The 18,533-nt window shown below is 62.4% G+C and carries 22 protein-coding genes; 16 read left to right on the forward strand and 6 right to left on the reverse strand.

Annotation, left to right across the window (positions count from 1 at the left end; genetic code table 11):
• Positions 1-235 precede the first annotated feature (235 nt).
• The 3 genes from P0D70_RS11215 (at position 236) to ptsP (ending at position 3,173) form a co-directional block, all read left to right on the forward strand.
• Complete coding sequence (locus P0D70_RS11215) at positions 236-766, forward strand: PTS sugar transporter subunit IIA (protein WP_091796871.1); 531 nt, start codon at positions 236-238, stop codon at positions 764-766.
• Positions 767-860: 94 nt separating this feature from the next.
• Entirely contained in the window at positions 861-1,130 is a 270-nt protein-coding gene (locus tag P0D70_RS11220) for an HPr family phosphocarrier protein (protein WP_007179472.1), read from the forward strand.
• Between the two features lie 294 nt (positions 1,131-1,424).
• Positions 1,425-3,173 carry a phosphoenolpyruvate--protein phosphotransferase gene (ptsP, locus tag P0D70_RS11225; protein WP_091796870.1) on the forward strand — a complete coding sequence of 583 codons (1,749 nt, stop codon included), beginning with the start codon at positions 1,425-1,427 and terminating at the stop codon, positions 3,171-3,173.
• Between the two features lie 65 nt (positions 3,174-3,238).
• Here ptsP and P0D70_RS11230 read toward each other — a convergent pair whose 3' ends face one another.
• From P0D70_RS11230 to gpmA, 3 genes are all read right to left on the reverse strand, one after another.
• Entirely contained in the window at positions 3,239-3,997 is a 759-nt protein-coding gene (locus tag P0D70_RS11230; protein WP_091796869.1) for a HesA/MoeB/ThiF family protein, read from the reverse strand.
• A gap of 162 nt (positions 3,998-4,159) precedes the next feature.
• Entirely contained in the window at positions 4,160-5,746 is a 1,587-nt protein-coding gene (locus tag P0D70_RS11235; protein ID WP_091796868.1) for a S41 family peptidase, read from the reverse strand.
• A 342-nt stretch (positions 5,747-6,088) separates the two neighbouring features.
• The gene (gene gpmA, locus P0D70_RS11240) at positions 6,089-6,835 is read right to left on the reverse strand and encodes a 2,3-diphosphoglycerate-dependent phosphoglycerate mutase (protein WP_408184538.1); all 747 of its coding nucleotides are present in this window, start codon (positions 6,833-6,835) and stop codon (positions 6,089-6,091) included.
• 137 nt (positions 6,836-6,972) lie between these two features.
• Here gpmA and P0D70_RS11245 point away from each other — a divergent pair, with 137 nt between their 5' ends.
• The 5 genes from P0D70_RS11245 to P0D70_RS11265 all read left to right on the forward strand — a co-directional run bounded on the left by P0D70_RS11245 (position 6,973) and on the right by P0D70_RS11265 (position 9,524).
• Complete coding sequence (locus tag P0D70_RS11245; protein ID WP_012431601.1) at positions 6,973-7,398, forward strand: rhodanese-like domain-containing protein; 426 nt, start codon at positions 6,973-6,975, stop codon at positions 7,396-7,398.
• Positions 7,395-7,658 carry a glutaredoxin 3 gene (grxC, locus tag P0D70_RS11250; RefSeq protein ID WP_007179466.1) on the forward strand — a complete coding sequence of 88 codons (264 nt, stop codon included), beginning with the start codon at positions 7,395-7,397 and terminating at the stop codon, positions 7,656-7,658. The genes P0D70_RS11245 and grxC overlap by 4 nt, the downstream gene beginning before the upstream one ends.
• Positions 7,659-7,809: 151 nt before the next feature.
• Positions 7,810-8,280, forward strand: coding sequence for a protein-export chaperone SecB (gene secB / locus P0D70_RS11255; protein ID WP_007179465.1), 471 nt, complete (start codon positions 7,810-7,812; stop codon positions 8,278-8,280).
• A 22-nt stretch (positions 8,281-8,302) separates the two neighbouring features.
• Positions 8,303-9,301, forward strand: coding sequence for an NAD(P)H-dependent glycerol-3-phosphate dehydrogenase (locus tag P0D70_RS11260; protein WP_091796866.1), 999 nt, complete (start codon positions 8,303-8,305; stop codon positions 9,299-9,301).
• A gap of 97 nt (positions 9,302-9,398) precedes the next feature.
• Positions 9,399-9,524, forward strand: coding sequence for a hypothetical protein (locus tag P0D70_RS11265; protein ID WP_286161996.1), 126 nt, complete (start codon positions 9,399-9,401; stop codon positions 9,522-9,524).
• Here P0D70_RS11265 and trmL read toward each other — a convergent pair.
• On the reverse strand, positions 9,497-9,967 hold the full coding sequence (gene trmL, locus P0D70_RS11270; protein ID WP_091796865.1) for a tRNA (uridine(34)/cytosine(34)/5-carboxymethylaminomethyluridine(34)-2'-O)-methyltransferase TrmL: 471 nt from the start codon (positions 9,965-9,967) through the stop codon (positions 9,497-9,499). The two genes, P0D70_RS11265 and trmL, sit on opposite strands and share 28 nt — an antisense overlap.
• 18 nt (positions 9,968-9,985) lie before the next feature.
• Positions 9,986-10,771: a phosphoribosyltransferase family protein gene (locus tag P0D70_RS11275; RefSeq protein ID WP_408184539.1), complete on the reverse strand. Its 786-nt coding sequence runs from the start codon at positions 10,769-10,771 to the stop codon at positions 9,986-9,988.
• An 84-nt stretch (positions 10,772-10,855) separates the two neighbouring features.
• Between P0D70_RS11275 and P0D70_RS11280 the strand changes: the two genes are divergently transcribed.
• The 8 genes from P0D70_RS11280 to P0D70_RS11315 all read left to right on the forward strand — a co-directional run bounded on the left by P0D70_RS11280 (position 10,856) and on the right by P0D70_RS11315 (position 18,075).
• Positions 10,856-11,821, forward strand: a complete 966-nt coding sequence (locus P0D70_RS11280) for a methyltransferase domain-containing protein (protein ID WP_091796863.1) — start codon at positions 10,856-10,858, stop codon at positions 11,819-11,821.
• Positions 11,822-12,134: 313 nt separating this feature from the next.
• The gene (locus P0D70_RS11285) at positions 12,135-12,608 is read left to right on the forward strand and encodes a DUF2244 domain-containing protein (protein ID WP_091796862.1); all 474 of its coding nucleotides are present in this window, start codon (positions 12,135-12,137) and stop codon (positions 12,606-12,608) included.
• Between the two features lie 66 nt (positions 12,609-12,674).
• Positions 12,675-14,276, forward strand: a complete 1,602-nt coding sequence (gene coxB, locus P0D70_RS11290; RefSeq protein WP_408184540.1) for a cytochrome c oxidase subunit II — start codon at positions 12,675-12,677, stop codon at positions 14,274-14,276.
• 44 nt (positions 14,277-14,320) lie between these two features.
• The gene (gene ctaD, locus P0D70_RS11295; RefSeq protein WP_091796860.1) at positions 14,321-15,934 is read left to right on the forward strand and encodes a cytochrome c oxidase subunit I; all 1,614 of its coding nucleotides are present in this window, start codon (positions 14,321-14,323) and stop codon (positions 15,932-15,934) included.
• A 115-nt stretch (positions 15,935-16,049) separates the two neighbouring features.
• Positions 16,050-16,184 (forward strand): cytochrome oxidase small assembly protein, encoded by a 135-nt coding sequence (locus P0D70_RS11300; RefSeq protein ID WP_091796859.1) that lies wholly within the window; start codon positions 16,050-16,052, stop codon positions 16,182-16,184.
• Between the two features lie 42 nt (positions 16,185-16,226).
• Positions 16,227-16,841, forward strand: coding sequence for a cytochrome c oxidase assembly protein (locus P0D70_RS11305; protein ID WP_408184541.1), 615 nt, complete (start codon positions 16,227-16,229; stop codon positions 16,839-16,841).
• Positions 16,842-16,876: 35 nt separating this feature from the next.
• Complete coding sequence (locus tag P0D70_RS11310) at positions 16,877-17,086, forward strand: DUF2970 domain-containing protein (RefSeq protein WP_091796857.1); 210 nt, start codon at positions 16,877-16,879, stop codon at positions 17,084-17,086.
• Between the two features lie 131 nt (positions 17,087-17,217).
• The gene (locus tag P0D70_RS11315) at positions 17,218-18,075 is read left to right on the forward strand and encodes a cytochrome c oxidase subunit 3 (protein ID WP_091796856.1); all 858 of its coding nucleotides are present in this window, start codon (positions 17,218-17,220) and stop codon (positions 18,073-18,075) included.
• A 162-nt stretch (positions 18,076-18,237) separates the two neighbouring features.
• Here P0D70_RS11315 and P0D70_RS11320 read toward each other — a convergent pair whose 3' ends face one another.
• A complete protein-coding gene (locus tag P0D70_RS11320; protein WP_007179452.1) occupies positions 18,238-18,447 on the reverse strand; it encodes a twin transmembrane helix small protein in 210 nt (69 codons plus the stop codon).
• Positions 18,448-18,533 lie beyond the last annotated feature (86 nt).

The following is an 18,533-nucleotide window of genomic DNA, read 5'->3' on the forward strand; positions in this document are numbered from 1 at the left end:
CAATGCCCGCTCTCTCGCGCCAACCCGTTTCGATGGCACCTCGACGGTGTCATGGAGATGGATCGCGGGCAATGAGCGGGCAGGTTTTCGCTAGCGCCGGCTCGGTGCCGCGCGGCGGGGGCGCTCATGGGTTCACGCGTTCCGGCCCTCATGGCCCACGGCCGGTCGAGGGCGCTGACGAACCGGGCTTCGTCCCGGTCCACGGTTGGGGCCGTTCTTTTGCAGTAAGGCTGACATGGCAGGCATTCTGATCATTGCGCACGCTCCGTTCGCCACCGCGTTGCGCGATTGCATTTCGCACATCTATGGTGGCTTGCCGGCGCGCATCGGCGTGATCGACGTATCGCCGGATTGCGATCCCGCGCAGCAGGTTGCATTCGCGCACGCGGAGATCGAACGTCTCAAGGAAGAAAACGGCGCGCTCGTCCTCACGGATATGTTTGGCGCCACGCCGGCGAATATCGCCGGCCGGCTCGCTTCAATACCGGATGTGCGCGTGCTGTGCGGCGTCAACCTGCCGATGCTGGTGCGCGCGGTCTGTTATCGCGCCACACCGCTCGACACGTTGGTCGACAAGGCACTCGCCGGCGCCACCAAGGGCGTGCACGCCATCGGACCGGCCACGCCGGCACCCGTCGCGCCCACCGCGGAGTCCGGCGACTGTTTGCCCGCACTGCCGCCCGATGCGGCATCCGGCGGCGCGTGTTTGCCGGCCTTGCCGGTCGACGCCGATCTGACGCAAAAAGCCGACTCAGCCGGCTTGTAAGCGGATCGCCCGGTTGCCGGGTTTTCGCCCGCAATGCCACTGGTTTGCGGATTCACCTTTCATAACCACACTTACCCGCGCTTCGGACCATCACATGCTGCAACAGGAAACGACTATCGTGAACAAGCTGGGGCTGCACGCGCGCGCGTCGGCCAAGTTGACGCAACTCGCAGGCAACTACCAGGCGGAAATCTGGATGAGCCGTAACGGCCGCCGTATCAATGCCAAGAGCATTATGGGCGTGATGATGCTGGCCGCGGGCATCGGCAGCACGGTGCTGATCGAAACAGAAGGCGCTGACGAAAAAGAAGCGATGGACGCATTGCTGAAACTGATTGCCGATAAATTCGGCGAGGGTCAGTGAGCACCTCCACGTTGCGATATGCGCAAACGCCGCGGCTGTCCGCGGCGTTTTTTTTAGCGCGTGACAATGGTCGGGCGAAAGCGCGTGAGGCCCGCACATCGACATTCGCATACGGTTCACGTTGCTGGAACGCGAGTCAGATGAAGGCTCGTTGGCAGCTCGCTTACGGTAATTCGTGCTGCGCTGCACACAGGCCCGACATACCGGCGAAGGGCGCGGAATTTATAATGGCGCAGAGTGTCTGAGAGCATTGCAGCGGTTTGCCGCGGCATCACACAACTAGAGGAGGTGCGCGTGTCCTTCACGCTGCATGGAATTCCCGTGTCACGCGGTATCGCCATCGGGCGGGCTTATCTGATCGCCCCGGCTGCACTCGACGTAGACCACTATCTGATCGAGCCCGCCCAGATCGAAGGTGAGGTGGAGCGCTTTCGCGCGGCCCAGCAACACGTGCATCACGAGCTCGACGCGTTGCGCGCCGATCTCGCCGTCGACGCACCCAGCGAGATGGGCGCGTTTATCAACGTTCATTCAATGATCCTGAACGATGCGATGCTCGTGCAGGAAACCATCGACCTGATCCGCACGCGCCGCTACAACGTGGAATGGGCGCTGACCGAACAACTCGAGCGCCTGTCGCGCCATTTCGACGATATCGAAGACGAGTACCTGCGCGAGCGCAAAGCCGACATCGAACAGGTGGTGGAGCGCGTGCTGAAGGCGCTCGCGGGCGCGTCGGTGGCGCTCGTGGACGGCGTGCACGGCGCCTGCGACGAGATGATCGTAGTCGCGCACGACATCGCGCCGGCCGACATGATGCAGTTCAAAACGCAAACGTTTCAGGGTTTCGTCACGGATCTGGGCGGCCGCACGTCGCATACGGCGATCGTCGCGCGCAGTCTCGGTATTCCGGCCGCGGTCGGCGTGCAGCACGCGAGCGCGTTGATTCGCCAGGACGACCTGATCATTGTCGACGGTGATCACGGCATTGTGATCGTCGATCCCGCGCCGATCGTGCTGGAGGAGTATTCGTACCGGCAAAGCGAAAAAGCGCTCGAGCAGCGCAAGCTGCAACGGCTTAAGTTTTCGCCCACTCAAACGCTGTGCGGCACGCGTATCGAGTTGTGCGCGAATATCGAGTTGCCGGAAGACGCGAGCGCCGCGCTCGACGCGGGAGCCATGGGCGTGGGTCTGTTCCGCTCCGAATTCCTGTTCATGAATCACAAGGACCGTTTGCCCGAAGAGGAAGAGCAATTCGCCGCGTACCGTCGCGCGGTCGAATTGATGAACGGCCTGCCGGTCACGATTCGCACGATCGACGTGGGCGCCGACAAGCCGCTCGATTCGATGGGCGGGGGCGATGGTTATGAAACCGCCGCGAACCCGGCCTTGGGTCTGAGAGCGATTCGCTGGAGCCTCTCCGAGCCGCAGATGTTTCTCACGCAGTTGCGCGCGATACTGCGCGCGTCTGCGTTCGGTACGGTGAAAATTCTGATTCCGATGCTCGCGCATGCGCAGGAGATCGATCAGACGCTCGACCTGATTCGCGAAGCCAAACGTCAGCTCGACGACGCCGGCATGGCCTACGATCCGAACGTGCAGGTCGGCGCGATGATCGAGATTCCGGCCGCCGCCATCGCCTTGCCGCTGTTTCTCAAGCGGCTCGATTTCCTGTCGATCGGCACGAACGATCTGATCCAGTACACGCTGGCGATCGATCGCGCGGACAACTCCGTCGCGCATCTGTACGACCCGCTGCATCCGGCGGTGCTGCACCTGATCGCGTTCACGCTGCGCGAGGCGAAGCGCGCGGGCGTGCCCGTGTCGGTGTGCGGTGAGATGGCCGGCGACCCGGCGTTGACGCGTCTCTTGCTCGGCATGGGTCTCACCGAGTTTTCTATGCATCCGAGCCAACTGCTGGTGGTCAAGCAGGAAGTGCTGCGCGCGCATTTGAAGACGCTCGAAAAGCCGGTGGCCGATGTGCTGGCTTCGTTCGAACCCGAAGAAGTGCAGGCTGCGTTAAAGCGCGTGTCGCTGGCCTGAGTTCACGTCTTTGAATAAGAAACGCCGCCTCACGGGCGGCGTTTTTTTAGCCTTACGGCAGCAGATCAAGCCGGGTGCGTCTGCCCACATACCGGGCAATCCGGCTGCCGCGCAATACGCATCGTGTTCCACTCCATGCGCAGCGAATCGAGCATCATCAGGCGGCCGAGCAACGGCGTGCCGATTCCGCCGATCACCTTGAGCGCCTCGGCGGCCTGCATCGAACCGACGATACCGACTGTCGGCGCGAACACACCCATGGTCGAACACGCGACTTCCTCGAACGGCTGGTCTTCGGGAAACACACACGCATAGCAGGGCGACGCTTCGTCGCGGAAGTCGAAGGTGCTGATCTGGCCGTCGAAGCGCAACGCCGCGCCCGACACGAGCGGCACGCCGTGCTTCACGCACGCGCGGTTGATCGCGTGGCGCGTCGCGAAGTTATCCGTGCAGTCGAGCACGACCGTGGCATGCGGCACTTGTGCGTCGAGCCACGCGTCGTCCACGCGCTCGGCCACCGCATTCACCACCACCTCGGGATTGATCCGCGCGATTGCCTCGCGCCCGGACTCGACCTTCTTGCGCCCGATAGATGCGGTCACATGCAGGATCTGGCGCTGCAGATTGGTCAGGTCGACCGTATCGGCATCGACCAGCGTTAAACGGCCGACACCCGCGGCAGCGAGATACATCGCGGCCGGCGAACCCAGGCCACCCGCGCCGACGATGATCGCGTGAGCGTCGATAAAGCGCTGCTGAGCCTCGATGCCGATTTCGTCGACGAGGATGTGGCGGGAATAGCGAAGCAGTTGATCGTCGTTCATGGCGGGGCGCGTGAGTGTGTCGCGCGTTGAGATGCAGGACCGAAGGGTCTGCCGTGCGCGGTTTCTTTATTTTAATCGCGCGGGGAGCGGGTGTTCTGGCTGATGCCCGGTATGGCAGCGTGTCTTCGCAGCAGCTTGCGCTGCGAAGACACGCTTTGACGCTTACTTGCTTTGCGTAGCGGGCGTCGAGGCCGGCGCCGGGCCCGATGCGCCCGGCACCGGTTGCGTCGGCTTGACCGCGACCGGCGCGGACGCCGACGTGGCCGGCTTGTTCTGCGCGAGACGACGCTCGGTCAGCGACTTCGATTCCTGCACCGGCTTGCCTTCCAGCTTGTTCAGCGCCTGTTGCAGCATGAAGTCGTCAGTCGAACCGAATTCCACCGGCTTGCGCTCACGATCCTTCTGACGCTGTTCCGGCGTCTTCTTGTCGTTCTGCTCTTCAAGCAGGCGCAACTGGTCCATGCGTTCCTGCTCACGCTGTTCCGCTTCCTTCTTCTCGTTCGGATCCTGCGTGTTCGCAAGGTGATTCGAGTAGTCGACTTCGCGGGTCACGAGTGCGTCGTCCGGATCGCCTTCCGCGTATTGATCGACCGCGATATCAGGACGGATGCCCTTGTTCTGGATCGAACGGCCGCTCGGCGTGTAGTAGTACGCCGTGGTCAGACGCAGTGCCGTGTCCGCCGTCATGGGTCGCACGGTCTGCACCGAACCCTTGCCGAAGGTGGTCTTGCCGACGATCAACGCACGATGCTGATCCTGCAGCGCGCCCGCGACGATTTCCGACGCCGACGCGGAGTACGCGTTGGTCAGCACGATCATCGGCACGGTCTTGAAGATCGGCGCTTCGTCCTTCAGAGGATCGCTGTCGAAGGACTGCAGGCGGTAGTTGTCGTAGGTGTCGCGATAGACCTGCTTCGAATCCGGAATCTGGCCATTGGTGGACACCACAACCGAATTCGGCGGCAGGAACGCGCCAGCCACGCCGACCGCGCTTTGCAGCAGGCCGCCGCCGTTGTTGCGCAGGTCGAGCACGAGACCCTTCAGATTCGGCTGCTGACGCGCGATATCTTGCAGCTTCGCGGCGAGGTCAGGCGTGGTGCGTTCCTGGAAGCTCGTGATCCGCACATAGGCGTAGCCTGGCGCGAGGATCTTCATCTTGACCGACTGGACCTTGATGACCGCGCGCGTGACGGTGAGCGGGAAGGTGCGGTCGTCGGTCTTGCGGAAGATCGTGAGCGTGACCTTGGTGCCCGGCTCGCCGCGCATCTGCTTGACCGCCTGGTCGAGCGTCATGCCGCGCACGGGCTTGTCATTGATACGCGTGATCAGGTCGCCCGGACGGATGCCGGCGCGGAACGCGGGCGTGTCTTCGATCGGCGAGATCACTTTGATCAGGCCGTCTTCCGACGAAATTTCGATACCGAGTCCGGCGAAGCGACCCTTGGTCTGCTCCTGCAGTTCCTCGTAATCGGTCTTGTCGAGATATGACGAGTGCGGGTCGAGGCTCGACACCATGCCTTTGATGGCGGCGGTGAGAAGCTTTTTATCGTCGACGGGTTCGACGTACTCGTGCTTGATTTGGCCGAACACTTCGGCAAAGAGCCTGAGCTGGTCCAGCGGCAGCGGTGCGACAGCGTTGGACGCTGCGCTGGCCGGTTGCTGCGCCGAAGCGGAAAGTTGCAGGGTGGCAAATACACCGGTAGCAAGGCCCGCGGCAATCAGGCCGATATTTTTCAGGTTCTTTCGCATAGAGTCTGTTGCGGTCGGAAGCGCGTGGCAGCGTCGATAGAGATGGGGACGGACAAGTATAACTGCACACCCGCCGAGTCAGGGCGTAGCGCAGGCAATCGTGATTCGACAGCGCGAGCCGGGCCTGGTTCGTGAGATGCGGCCCGCGACGCTGAAGTAATGTGCGGTAACGGATTGATGGCGCGAGAATGGCGCGCTTGACAGACTTGACAGGCGCGAGCCGCGCCGACCGGTATGTCTTGCCGGTCGGCGCGGCCATTAGCCGCCATGTGTCACCAATCTGCGCCAGTAGCCGCCGTTGCGCTGTATTGATGGCGGCAGCATGGCGGCGAGATGGCGGAATCAGCCGGCTTTGCCTTGCTTGGCGACTGCGCCTTGCGCCTTGGCGATCGCGTCCTGATCGCCCAGATAGTAGTGCTTGAGCGGCTTGAGATTTTCGTCGAGTTCATAGACGAGCGGCACGCCGTTCGGAATATTCAGACCGACGATGTCGTTGTCCGAAATATTGTCGAGGTATTTCACCAGCGCGCGGATCGAATTGCCGTGGGCGGCGATCACGACCTTGCGGCCCGACTTGATCGCCGGCGCAATCGACTCGTTCCACAGGGGCAGAACGCGCGCGACCGTATCTTTCAGGCATTCGGTGAGCGGCAGTTGCTCGCGCGGCACCTTGGCATAGCGCGGATCGCTGTAGGGCGCGCGTTCGTCCGTCGGCTCGAGTGCGGGCGGCGGCGTGTCGTAGCTGCGGCGCCAGACCAGCACCTGCTCGTCGCCGAATTTGGCGGCCGTTTCCGCCTTGTTCAGACCCGACAACGCGCCGTAGTGGCGCTCGTTCAGACGCCACGAATGCACCACCGGCAGGTACATGAGATCCATTTTGTCCTGCACGTGCCACAGGGTGCGGATCGCGCGCTTGAGCACCGACGTGTAGGCGATGTCGAACGTGTAGCCCGATTCCTTCAGCAGCACGCCGGCTTGCTGCGCTTCACTGTTGCCCTGCTCGGTGAGGTCGACGTCGACCCAGCCCGTGAAGCGGTTTTCCTTGTTCCACGTCGATTCGCCGTGGCGGATGAGAACGAGTTTGTACATGAGATTGACGGTCGGTAGTGAGGAAGCGGTAAAGCGTTGCGGGGGTCCTCTGGAGGAGCGCCGCCATCGCGTCAGACGGTTATTTTATAATGGCTGGATTGCCCTTTTCGATTTCTCTCTTTTTCGGCGGATTTTCCGTGAAGTTTTTCACTGATTACACAAACCTTGTACTGATCGCGATCGTCCTCATCTCCGGTGGGTTGCTGCTGTGGCCGACGATCAGCCGGCGCGGCCGCGGTGGCCTGTCGGCCGCTGAAGCCACGCAACTGATCAACCGGCGCAATGCGGCGGTCATCGACCTTCGTCCGTCCGCCGACTACGCCAAGGGGCATTTGCCCGCGGCCCGGCACCTTGAATTTGCGGAGTTGCAGGCGAAAGTCGCGCAACTCGTGAAGAATAAGAGCAACCCGGTGCTGCTGGTTTGCCAGACCGGCCAGCAGTCGAACAAGGCAGCGCGTATCGTGCAGGATGCAGGGTATGCGGAAGTCCATGTTCTCGAAGGCGGTGTCGACGCCTGGCAGAAAGCCGGCATGCCGGTTGTGAAACAAGGAGCAGCCAAGTGAACAAAGTGATCATGTACAGCACCCAGGTGTGCCCGTATTGCCAGATGGCCGAACGTCTTTTAAAGTCGCGCGGCGTCGAGCACGTTGAAAAGGTACTGATCGACAAAGACCCGGCCCGTCGTGAGGAAATGATGACCCGGACCGGTCGCCGCACGGTGCCGCAAGTGTTCATCGGCGAGACGCATGTGGGCGGGTACGATGACCTCTCCGCGCTCGATCGGGCGGGCGGTTTGATGCCGCTGCTCGAAGCAACCGCCTGAATTCGCGCGCCCGCGGGTGCGCGCCAAGGGCGGGTGAACACCAAGCCGGCGCGGTCTCGCCTCATCAGGGCGGGCGGCGTGCCGCAACGATCTGGCGGCCCATGCAACCATGGGCCGCCGCCATGCATACCTATCAGGGAATCACTTCATCATGTCCGACGAGAATAACCAGCCGTTCTTCAACATCCAGCGTATCTACCTGAAGGACATGTCGCTCGAGCAGCCGAATTCGCCGGGCATCTTCCTCGAGCAGGAAATGCCGTCGGTCGAAGTCGAAGTCGACGTGAAGGCCGAGCGCCTCGCCGACACCGTGTTCGAAATCCTCGTTACGGGTACGGTCACGGCCAAGGTGTCGGACAAGGTTGCGTTCCTGATCGAAGCCAAGCAAGCCGGCATTTTCGACATCCGCAACATTCCGGCTGAGCAGATCGACCCGCTGGTCGGCATTGCTTGCCCGACCATTCTGTTCCCGTACCTGCGCTCGAACATCGCCGACGCGATCACCCGCGCCGGTTTCCCGCCGATCCATCTCGCCGAAATCAACTTCCAGGCACTGTACGAGCAACGCCTCGCGCAGATGGGCGGCCAGGACGGCGCGGCGCAAAACGGCGTCACGCACTAACGTGTCGCCAGCAGTGCCGGCTATGAAGGTTGCTGTCCTTGGCGCCGGCGCATGGGGCACCGCCCTTGCCGGCCATCTGGCCGTACGGCACGACACGGTATTGTGGGCGCGTGAGCCCGCGCTCATCGCCGATCTCCGCGCTTCGCACGAAAACGCCCGCTATCTGGCGGGCGTTGCTTTGCCGCCCGCGCTGCGCTACGAGGCGGATCTCAACGCAGCGCTCGAGCACGCGCTCGCCGGCGACGCGTTATGCGTCGTGGCAACGCCCGTGGCCGGACTGCGTAGTCTCTTTCGGGCCATGCGCGATGCGGGCAAAGTGCCGGCGCATGTGGTGTGGCTGTGCAAAGGCTTCGAGGCCGATTCGCAGTTGATGCCGCATCAGGTGGTCGCGGCCGAGCTGCCGGAACATGGCAGCAACGGTGTGCTGTCCGGTCCGAGCTTCGCGCGCGAAGTCGCGCAGGGCTTGCCGGTCGCGTTGACCATCGCGAGTGCTTCGGCGGCGTGCCGGGAGCGCACGGTCGCTGCGTTCCATCACGGCGCCATGCGCATCTATACCGGCGACGACGTCGTCGGCGTGGAAGTGGGCGGCGCGGTGAAAAACGTGCTCGCCATTGCAACGGGCATTGCCGATGGCCTCGGGCTCGGTCTGAACGCGCGCGCGGCATTGATCACGCGCGGCCTCGCTGAAATGTCGCGCCTCGGCGTGACGCTCGGCGGGCGCGCGGAGACGTTCACCGGCTTGACCGGTCTGGGCGATCTGATCCTGACCGCAACCGGCGATCTGTCGCGCAATCGTACGGTCGGCCTGCAACTCGCCGCGGGCCGTACGCTCGACGATATTCTCGGCGGCCTCGGTCATGTGGCCGAAGGGGTGCGTTGTGCGCAAGCGGTCCTCGCGATCGCCCGTGCTCATGCAATCGACATGCCGATCACGCAGGCGGTCTGTGCCGTGCTGTTCGACGGCGTGGCTCCTCGCGACGCCGTCAGCGCCCTGCTGCGGCGCGACTCCAAAGCTGAATAAGCCTTGTCTTTCAGCCGTTTAGCGCGCCAAAGCGCTGAACGGCTGCCCGCTGTCGCTGTCCACGTTTTTATCGACGCTTCGCATCAGCGAGATTGCCATGCTCCGTCTCAATCGTTGCACGCTGGACGAGCGGATGGTGTTCGCCTGTTTCAGCGACACCATGTTCGCGCGCTACGAGGCGGAATTGCAGCGCCGTCAGGCCCCGCCTTCGAAGCCCGTCTGACGCCAGGCCTCGAACACCACGACCGCAACGGTATTCGACAGGTTCAGGCTGCGGTTGCCCGGCCGCATGGGTAGGCGTACGCGCTGCTCGTTAGCGAACTGGTCGAGCACGGAGTCGGGCAGGCCGCGCGTTTCGGCGCCGAACACGAACCAGTCGCCCGACTGAAACGCGTGCTCGTGAAAGCGGCCCGAACCTCGCGTGGTGAAGGCGAACATGCGCGCCGGATCTGGCGATTCCTTGCCGATAAACGCTGCCCAGTCGGCATGCACGTTCATTTGCGCGTACTCGTGATAGTCGAGACCGGCGCGGCGCAGCTTGGCATCGTCGAGCGGGAAGCCGAGCGGTTCGATCAGATGGAGGCGCGCGCCGGTGTTGGCGCACAGACGGATCACGTTGCCGGTGTTCGGCGGGATTTCCGGTTCTACGAGAACGACATTGAACATGGTGAGCTCAGGTTGAGACTAGTTTTTCGGCGTGCGCAGCGCGACGAAGTTGGTGATGCGCCTTGCTCCGGCGGCCTTGAGCGTGCGAGCCAGCGCTTCGAGTGTCGCGCCGGTGGTCATCACGTCGTCGACAATGCCGACGTGCAGACCTTGCACGGATCCGGCGACCTCGAAGGCGCGGCCTACGTTCAGGCGGCGGGCGGCGAGATCGAGCCGCGACTGCGGTGCGGTGTGAATCATTCGATGCAGCAGGGTTGCGTCGCTGCGTACATTGAGCGTGCGAGCCAGTGGCCTCGCGATCTGCCAGGCCTGGTTGTAGCCGCGCTCAATGAGACGTTTTTTGGCAAGCGGCACGGGTGCGATCACATCGGGCCATTCAGCCAGCTCTTGCCAGGAATCCCGAGCGAGGCGCGCGAGGCGTTGCCCGAACTCGCGCGCCAGCATCAGCCGGGCGCGGAATTTCAGGCCGACGGCCAGCGTGTCGAGCGGTGCCCGGTAGTCCGCAAGGGCGAACGTGGCGTCGAACGGTGGCGGCTCGCCAATGCAATCCGCACACCGGTATTGCGCGTGGATCGGCGATCGCGTGGTGGATAACGGTACCGCGCAGACAGTGCATCGCAACCGGCCTTCATTCCAGTAGGCCTCGTCGCAACCGGCACAAAGCGTCGCGTGCGACAAATTGCCGCACAACGCGCACAGGTTCGGCAACGCAGCCTGCGCCACCCGCGGCCATGCGGAATTTGCAGCACGCGCGAAACGCGCGAAGCGGGCGCCGGAAGATGACGAAATGGGTCGGAGTGGCATGGCTGGACCGCCCGCGAAGGCCTTTCACACTGAATGGAGGGGAGCGAGCGAGTATACTTCGGGCTCTACGCCAGTACGACACTCATGTCCTCAACTTCCGCTCAATCAGGCCGTCCGGCCTATGATTCCCAGCGCCTCCAGCGGATCTTCGACCGCCGCGCGGCGACCTTTGGCGACGTCGCGTTCCTGCCGCGCGAAATCGCGCAGCGCATGCGCGAGCGTCTCGACTACATCAAGGTCACGCCGGCGAGCGTGCTCGACGCCGGTTGCGGGATGGGCGAAGACATCCCTGCTTTGCGCGAGCGCTTTCCCGAGGCGCCGGTGTTCGGCTCCGACCTGTCGCACGGCATGCTCACGCGCGCGCTGCAGCACGATTCGGGTGACACGAGCTGGCGGCGCTTTCTGCCGGCCACGCTCGGCAAAGCGCTCGGCGCCCGCGGGCCGCGCTTCGCGCAAGCCGACTTTTCGGCGCTGCCGTTCGCGGCCGGCGCCTTCGAATTCATCTGGTCCAATCTTGCGCTGCATTGGCACTCGCGGCCCGATCTCGTGTTTCCCGAGTGGCAGCGTGTGCTGAAGGTCAACGGCCTCTTGATGTTCAGCACGCTCGGCCCCGACTCGCTCAAGGAGTTGCGCGGCGCCTACGCCGAAGTCGAAGCCGCGCACGGCGTTGCCTCGCGCAAGCATGTGATCGATTTCGTCGACATGCACGACCTGGGCGACATGCTGGTGGAAAGCGGTTTCGAGATTCCGGTGATGGACCAGGAAGTGCTGACCATTACCTATAAGTCGCCCGAGTCGCTGCTCGCCGACGTGCGCCGCTGGGGCGCCTATCCGTTCGAGCGCGAGGCCTCGTCGGGCGCCGTCGCGCGCAGGCTGCACAAGGCTTTGCTGGCAGCGCTCGAAGCCCGTCGGCGCGCCGACGGCACGATCGCGCTGACCTTCGAGGTGATCTACGGGCACGCATGGAAAGCCGTGCCGCGCACGACTGCCGAAGGTCATGGGATCGTGCGGATCGAGGACATCGGGCGAGGTTCGGCGAGGAATCGTTGAGGAATCAGTGAGGCGGTAAAGAGGACATCTGTTATGTCTGAAATTACCGCTTCAAAAGACGCGCAAAAGCTGCGTCAAAACGGCGCGGAGGCTTGTCACGCCTGGGTTGTGGGCCAATTGACGCTTGCTTGTGGATGCTATGGATCGCGCCTATAATGCGTCAGTTTGTCGCCCGGAGTTCCCACATTTGGGGCGGCAGCCCCGAGGCATAGGGCAGCAAGATAAGATGACGCGGCGGTGATCGGGTGACCGGATTAGCGGTCGCAAGAAATGGCCGCAGGCGGCGATTGGAGACAATCGGCGGGAGGCAGCGATGGAAGCATCAGATCTGCTGGCGGATTCAGAACCGGTTCTCAAAGACTGGACGATGAAACGCAACTGTTCGATATCGCCGCGGCAGTTCGTCTGTTTCTACGTGTCGCTTGCGTTGTTCTCGTTGGCAATTGCATTCATGCTGGTTCTGGTCGGCGCCTGGCTGGTGTTGCCGTTCACCGGTGTCGAATTGCTGGCGGTGGGCATCGCGTTTGCCATATATGCGCGTCATGCTGTGGACTACGAGCGCATCCGGCTGTTTCAGAACCGGCTCGTGGTCGAGCAGGTCAGCGCCGAGCAGCTCACGCAGTTCGAGTTCAATCCGCGCTGGGTGCGGATCGAGGCAGGCGCAACGCCACGTGACCGGATCAAACTGGTCTCACGCGGCCAGACGATCATGATCGGGCAACATCTCGCGCAGTATCGGCGCGCGCAGTTCGCAGGCGAATTGCGTATGTGGCTCACACGTTGTTAGACGTGTTGAGAAGCGCGGCGTTCACGGGGAGCGCGAGGTTACCTGCCAGCGGGGTCGAGGGTTTGAATGGAAATTTTGGGTAAGGAAGCTATGAAAACAATCAAGCGAGCCCTCATGGGCGTGCTGGCGATGAGCGGACTGCTTTTCGCCGGTGCCGCCCTGGCAGTGGGCGATGTTCCGGGCGGCCCTGCCGTCAACGAGATCAATCTCCAGCCGCCTGCGACGAAAATCGCTGAGGAGCTCTTCAGCCTCCACATGTTCATGCTGGTGCTTTGCACGGTGATTTTCGTCGGCGTGTTCGCCGTGATGTTCTATTCGATCTTCGCCCACCGCAAATCGAAAGGCCACAAGGCATCGAATTTCCACGAAAGCACCACCGTCGAAATCATCTGGACGATCGTGCCGTTCATCATCGTCGTGTTGATGGCGCTGCCCGCCACCAAGACCGTCGTGGCGATGAAAGACACCACCAACGCCGACGTCACCATCAAGGTCACGGGCTATCAGTGGAAGTGGGGCTACGACTACGTGAAGGGCCCGGGCGAGGGCATCAACTTCCTGTCCACGCTGACCACGCCGCGTGCGGAAACCGATGGCCGCCAGCCGATTTCCACCACGTACCTGCAGGAAGTGGACAATCCGCTGGTCGTGCCGGTCGACAAGAAAATCCGCATCATCACCACCGCGAACGACGTGGTCCACTCCTGGTACGTGCCGGCCTTCGGCGTGAAGCAGGACGCGATTCCGGGTTTCGTGCGCGATACGTGGTTCAAGGCTGACAAGATCGGCACGTTCCGGGGCTTCTGTACCGAGTTGTGCGGCAAGGAGCACGCGTTCATGCCGGTGGTGGTTGAAGTGCTGTCCGCCGACGACTACGCGAAGTGGGTCGATACCCAGAAGAAGAAAATGGCCGCAGGCCAGGACGATCCGAACAAGACCTACACGATGGCCGAGCTGATGGAACGCGGCGGCAAGGTGTACGCGGCGAACTGCGCGGTCTGCCACCAGCCGACCGGCAAGGGCGTGGGCGCATTCCCGGCGCTCGACGGCAGCAAGATCGCCAACGGCGCGATTGCCGAGCATGTGAGCCTGGTGCTGAAGGGCAAGAACGCGATGCCTTCGTGGGCGCCTACGTTGAACGACGTCGAAATCGCATCGGTCGTCACGTACGAACGTAATTCGTGGGGCAACCACACGGGCGACATTCTCCAGCCGAAGCAGGTTGCGGACGCGCGCAACGGCAAGCTGCCGGAAGGTGGCAACCATCTGGCCGACGCAGGCGCGGCTGCGAGCGGCGCTGAGGCGGCTTCGGGCGCCTCGGGTGCGGCAGCGGACAGCGCGGCATCGCCGGCAACACTTCCGGCCAGCATCTACTTCGACACCGGCAAGAGCACGCTGCCGGCCGACGCGAAAGCGGCGGTCGACGCAGCTGCGGCCTATGCGAAAGCACATCCGGACGCGAAATTCACGCTGTCGGGCTTCACCGACGCCACCGGCTCCGCCGACCTCAACGCGAAACTCGCGAAGAGCCGTGCCGAAGCCGTGCGCGACGCGTTGAAAGCAGCCGGCATTGCCGAAGACCATATTATTTTGAAGAAGCCGGAAACGATCACGGGCGGCAGCGACGCGAAAGAAGCCCGGCGTGTTCAGATCAGCCCGGCTGCCTGACGTGTTCATGGTCAGCACCGCAGTATTCGCTTTAGGAGATTGTCATGTCTAGCATCGGACACGATGTAGTCGCGGGCCACGAGCACGTGCACGGCGACCATGCCCACGAAACGCCGCATGGTTGGCGCCGTTGGCTGTTCGCAACCAATCACAAGGACATCGGTACGCTGTACCTGATCTTCTCGTTCACCATGTTCCTCTCCGGGGGCGTGATGGCGCTGATGATCCGTGCCGAACTGTTCGAGCCGGGTCTGCAGATCATGCGTCCCGAGTTCTTCAACCAGTTGACCACCATGCACGGCCTGATCATGGTGTTCGGCGCGATCATGCCGGCTTTCGTCGGCTTCGCGAACTGGATGGTGCCGCTGCAGATCGGCGCATCGGACATGGCTTTCGCCCGCATGAACAACTTCAGCTTCTGGCTCCTGCCGGTGGCGGCTGTTCTGCTGGTCGGTTCGTTCTTCTCGCCGGGCGGCGCGACCGCCGCAGGCTGGACGCTGTACGCGCCGCTGTCCACGCAGATGGGCCCGGGCATGGACTTCGCGATTTTCGCGGTCCACTTGATGGGTGCTTCGTCGATCATGGGCGGGATCAACATCGTCGTGACGATCCTGAACATGCGCGCGCCCGGCCTCACGCTGATGAAGATGCCGATGTTCGTCTGGACGTGGCTGATCACCGCGTACCTGCTGATCGCCGTGATGCCGGTTCTGGCAGGCGCGATCACCATGGTGCTGTTCGATCGCCACTTCGGCACGTCGTTCTTCAACGCGGCAGGCGGCGGCGACCCGGTCATGTACCAGCACATCTTCTGGTTCTTCGGGCACCCCGAGGTGTACATCATGATCTTGCCGGCGTTCGGGATCGTCTCGCAGGTGATTCCGGCGTTCTCGCGCAAGCCGCTGTTCGGCTACAGCTCGATGGTGTACGCAACCTCGTCGATCGCGATTCTGTCGTTCATGGTGTGGGCGCACCACATGTTCGCAACCGGCATGCCGGTGACGGGCCAGTTGTTCTTCATGTACGCCACCATGCTGATCGCCGTGCCGACGGGCGTGAAGGTGTTCAACTGGGTCGCGACGATGTGGCGCGGTTCGCTGAGCTTCGAAACGCCTATGCTGTTCGCAGTCGGCTTCCTGCTGGTGTTCACGTTCGGCGGCCTGTCGGGTCTGATGCTGGCCATGGCGCCGCTCGACATTCAGTATCACGGTACTTATTTCGTGGTGGCGCACTTCCACTACGTGCTGGTGGCGGGCTCGCTCTTCGCGCTGTTCTCCGGCTGGTACTACTGGGCGCCGAAGTGGACCGGCTGGATGTACAACGAAACGCGCGGCAAGATTCACTTCTGGGCGTCGATGTTCTTCTTCAACCTCGCGTTCCTGCCGATGCACTTCGTCGGCCTCGCAGGTATGCCGCGTCGTTATGCTGACTACCCGGCGCAGTTCACCGACTGGAACCAGGTCATCTCGATCGGCGCGTTCGGCTTCGGTCTGGCGCAGGTCTACTTCCTGTTCGCGGTTGCACTGCCGGCCTACCGTGGCGGCGGCGAACTCGAAAAAGCTGGCGACAAGCCGTGGGACGGCGCAACGGGTCTCGAGTGGACCGTGCCGAGCCCGGCTCCGTTCCACACGTTCGAAAACCCGCCGACCGTCGAGTAATCGATAAGTTGGTGAGATTGCCGGCTCGGGCAGCGCAGCAGTTGGTTACCTGAGCCGGCGATCACGAAGGTAGTGGCGGCATCCGTAGTCACGAAAAGTATTTAGAAAGTCGAGCATGACGCGCAATCCTCAAGAAAGACGTACGCCCGAGCAGATTCGCGCGGGTAACCGGCGGATCGGTTTCGTGATGTTGTTGATCGCCGCGGTCTTTTTCGCGAGCGTCATCATTCATCAGAAGTGGTTCTCCTGACAAAGCGGTTCGAGTCAGTTTGCAGGTTTGTTGAGGATTGAGATGTCGACGCAACCGCCGGCTCAAGCCGACCGCTCTTTTAACCGTTCGATGCTGATCAAGCTGTTCATCGTCGCCTTGATGATGTTCGGTTTCGGCTTCGCGCTGGTGCCGATGTACCGTGCGATCTGCCAGATCACCGGCATCAACAACCTCGTGCAGCGTGATTCCACGGCGCGCGAGGCGAAGAATACGCAGGTCGACATGAGCCGCACGATTTCGATCGAATTCGATGCGAACGCGCGCGGCCCGCTGGGATTCAAGCCGGAGCAGCGTAGTCTCGACGTGCACCCTGGCGAAGTGACAACGGTGATGTACGAGGTGAGCAATGAACAGGCGCGCACGATTCAGGCGCAAGCCATTCCGAGCTACGCGCCGAAGCAGGCCACCGAGTACTTCAAGAAGATCGAGTGTTTTTGCTTCACGCAGCAAACCTTGACGGCGAATCAGACGAAGCGGATGCCGGTGGTGTTCGTGGTCGATCCGAAGTTGCCGAAGGACGTCAAGACGATCACGTTGTCGTACACGTTTTTTGAATTGAATACGCCGGCGGCGGCAAAGGCCGGAAACGCAGCACCCACGGCCAATACGGCGGCCACCACCGGCAATCCCGCCTGACGGCTCGTGCCGCAGACGAAGGAAGACGAAACAAGATGAGCGATAACGGCGGCAGCCCGCGCAAGAGCAGCTTTGGTCAGTCGATGCGTGCGGTCTTCTGGTCGTTTTTCGGTGTGCGCAAGCGCCGCGATCTGGAGGCGGACGCCACGCAGCTGAACCCGCTGCACGTGATCGCGGCAGCATTGATCTGCGCGGCCATTTTTATCGTGGCGTTGATTCTGATCGTGCGTGCCGTGGTAGGTTGACGCAGCGGGCGCACACGTAGCACCGGGCGAAGCAGCGCCCAACAATTAGAGCGAAGCGGTGCGGTATCGACGCGCCGCCGAAGATACAGCCGGAGATTCCGGAACAACTGGACTGAAGTGGAGAATCAAGAATGAGCGGTCAAAACGAGAGCCCGTACTATTTCGTACCGCATCCGTCGCGGCATCCGATCAGCGCCGCCGCCGGGTTGCTGGTCATGCTCGGATCGCTTGCGGCCTGGATCAACGAACATGACTGGGCGCCGATCGGCGTCGTCGCCGGTTTGTTGTGGCTGCTCTTTACGCTGTGGCACTGGTTCGGCGACGCAATCGCCGAGTCGGAAGGCGGCATGTATGGCAAGAATGTCGACAAGTCTTACCGCTGGAGCATGAGCTGGTTCATCTTCTCCGAAGTCATGTTCTTCGGCGCGTTCTTCGGCGCATTGTTCTACGCGCGCGAAATCGCGTTGCATCAATTGGGCAGCCTCGATTACAAGCTGATCTGGCCGGACTTCTCGGCCGTGTGGCCGAACAACGGTCCGGCAGCGCTGGTCTCGACCTTCAAGTCGATGCAACCGTGGCCTGTGCCGACCATCAACACGGCGCTGCTGCTTTCCTCGGGCGCGACGCTGACCGTCTCGCACCACGCGCTGCGTGAAAATCATCGCAAGAAGGCGATTGTCTGGCTGGCTGCAACGCTCGTGCTCGGCGTCTGCTTCCTGTTCCTGCAAGGCTTCGAATATTTCCACGCGTACAACGAACTGAACCTGACGCTGTCGTCGGGCGTGTATGGTTCGACGTTCTTCCTGTTGACGGGCTTCCACGGCTTCCACGTGTTCCTCGGCGGCACGATGCTGGCAGTCGTGCTGGTGCGTATGATCCGCGGTCACTTCACGGCGGACCATCACTTCGCGTTCGAAGGCGCGGCCTGGTATTGGCACTTTGTGGACGTCGTGTGGCTCGGGCTGTACGTCGTCGTGTACTGGCTGTAACGCAGTCTGGCCTGCGCCGACCGGCAACCCGGAATGTGCAGGCCGTTCGCGCAACGTCCTTCGGGACGCGGCGCACGAGCAGTATGCAAGGCTTATGCAGCGCCGCCCTCGACCCTGTCAGGGCGGCGTTTTGTTTGGCGGCGTGGGGATTTTCCGCCGGGCTCAGCGCCCGTAAGGAATGCCGGTCGATTGAATCCAGCCCATCCAGTGAGCGAACAGGATGAACAGGAATAGCGAGATCGACAGGCCCACCCGCGTGGCGAGCGACCAGACCATCCGCTTGGTTTTGCCCTTGTCATGCATCATGAAGTACAGCGCCGACACCATGCTGGCGATGATCAGGACGAAGGCGATGGGAACGAGAATGTGCATGGAACCAGCTGAAATCAGGAAGCGCAGGGGCAAGGCATTTATTATCGCACCGCGCGCCGGCGTTTGCCGCACGTTCCCCGTCGCGC

The sequence above is a fragment of the Paraburkholderia sp. RL17-381-BIF-C genome, from assembly GCF_046026435.1.
GTDB lineage: Bacteria > Pseudomonadota > Gammaproteobacteria > Burkholderiales > Burkholderiaceae > Paraburkholderia.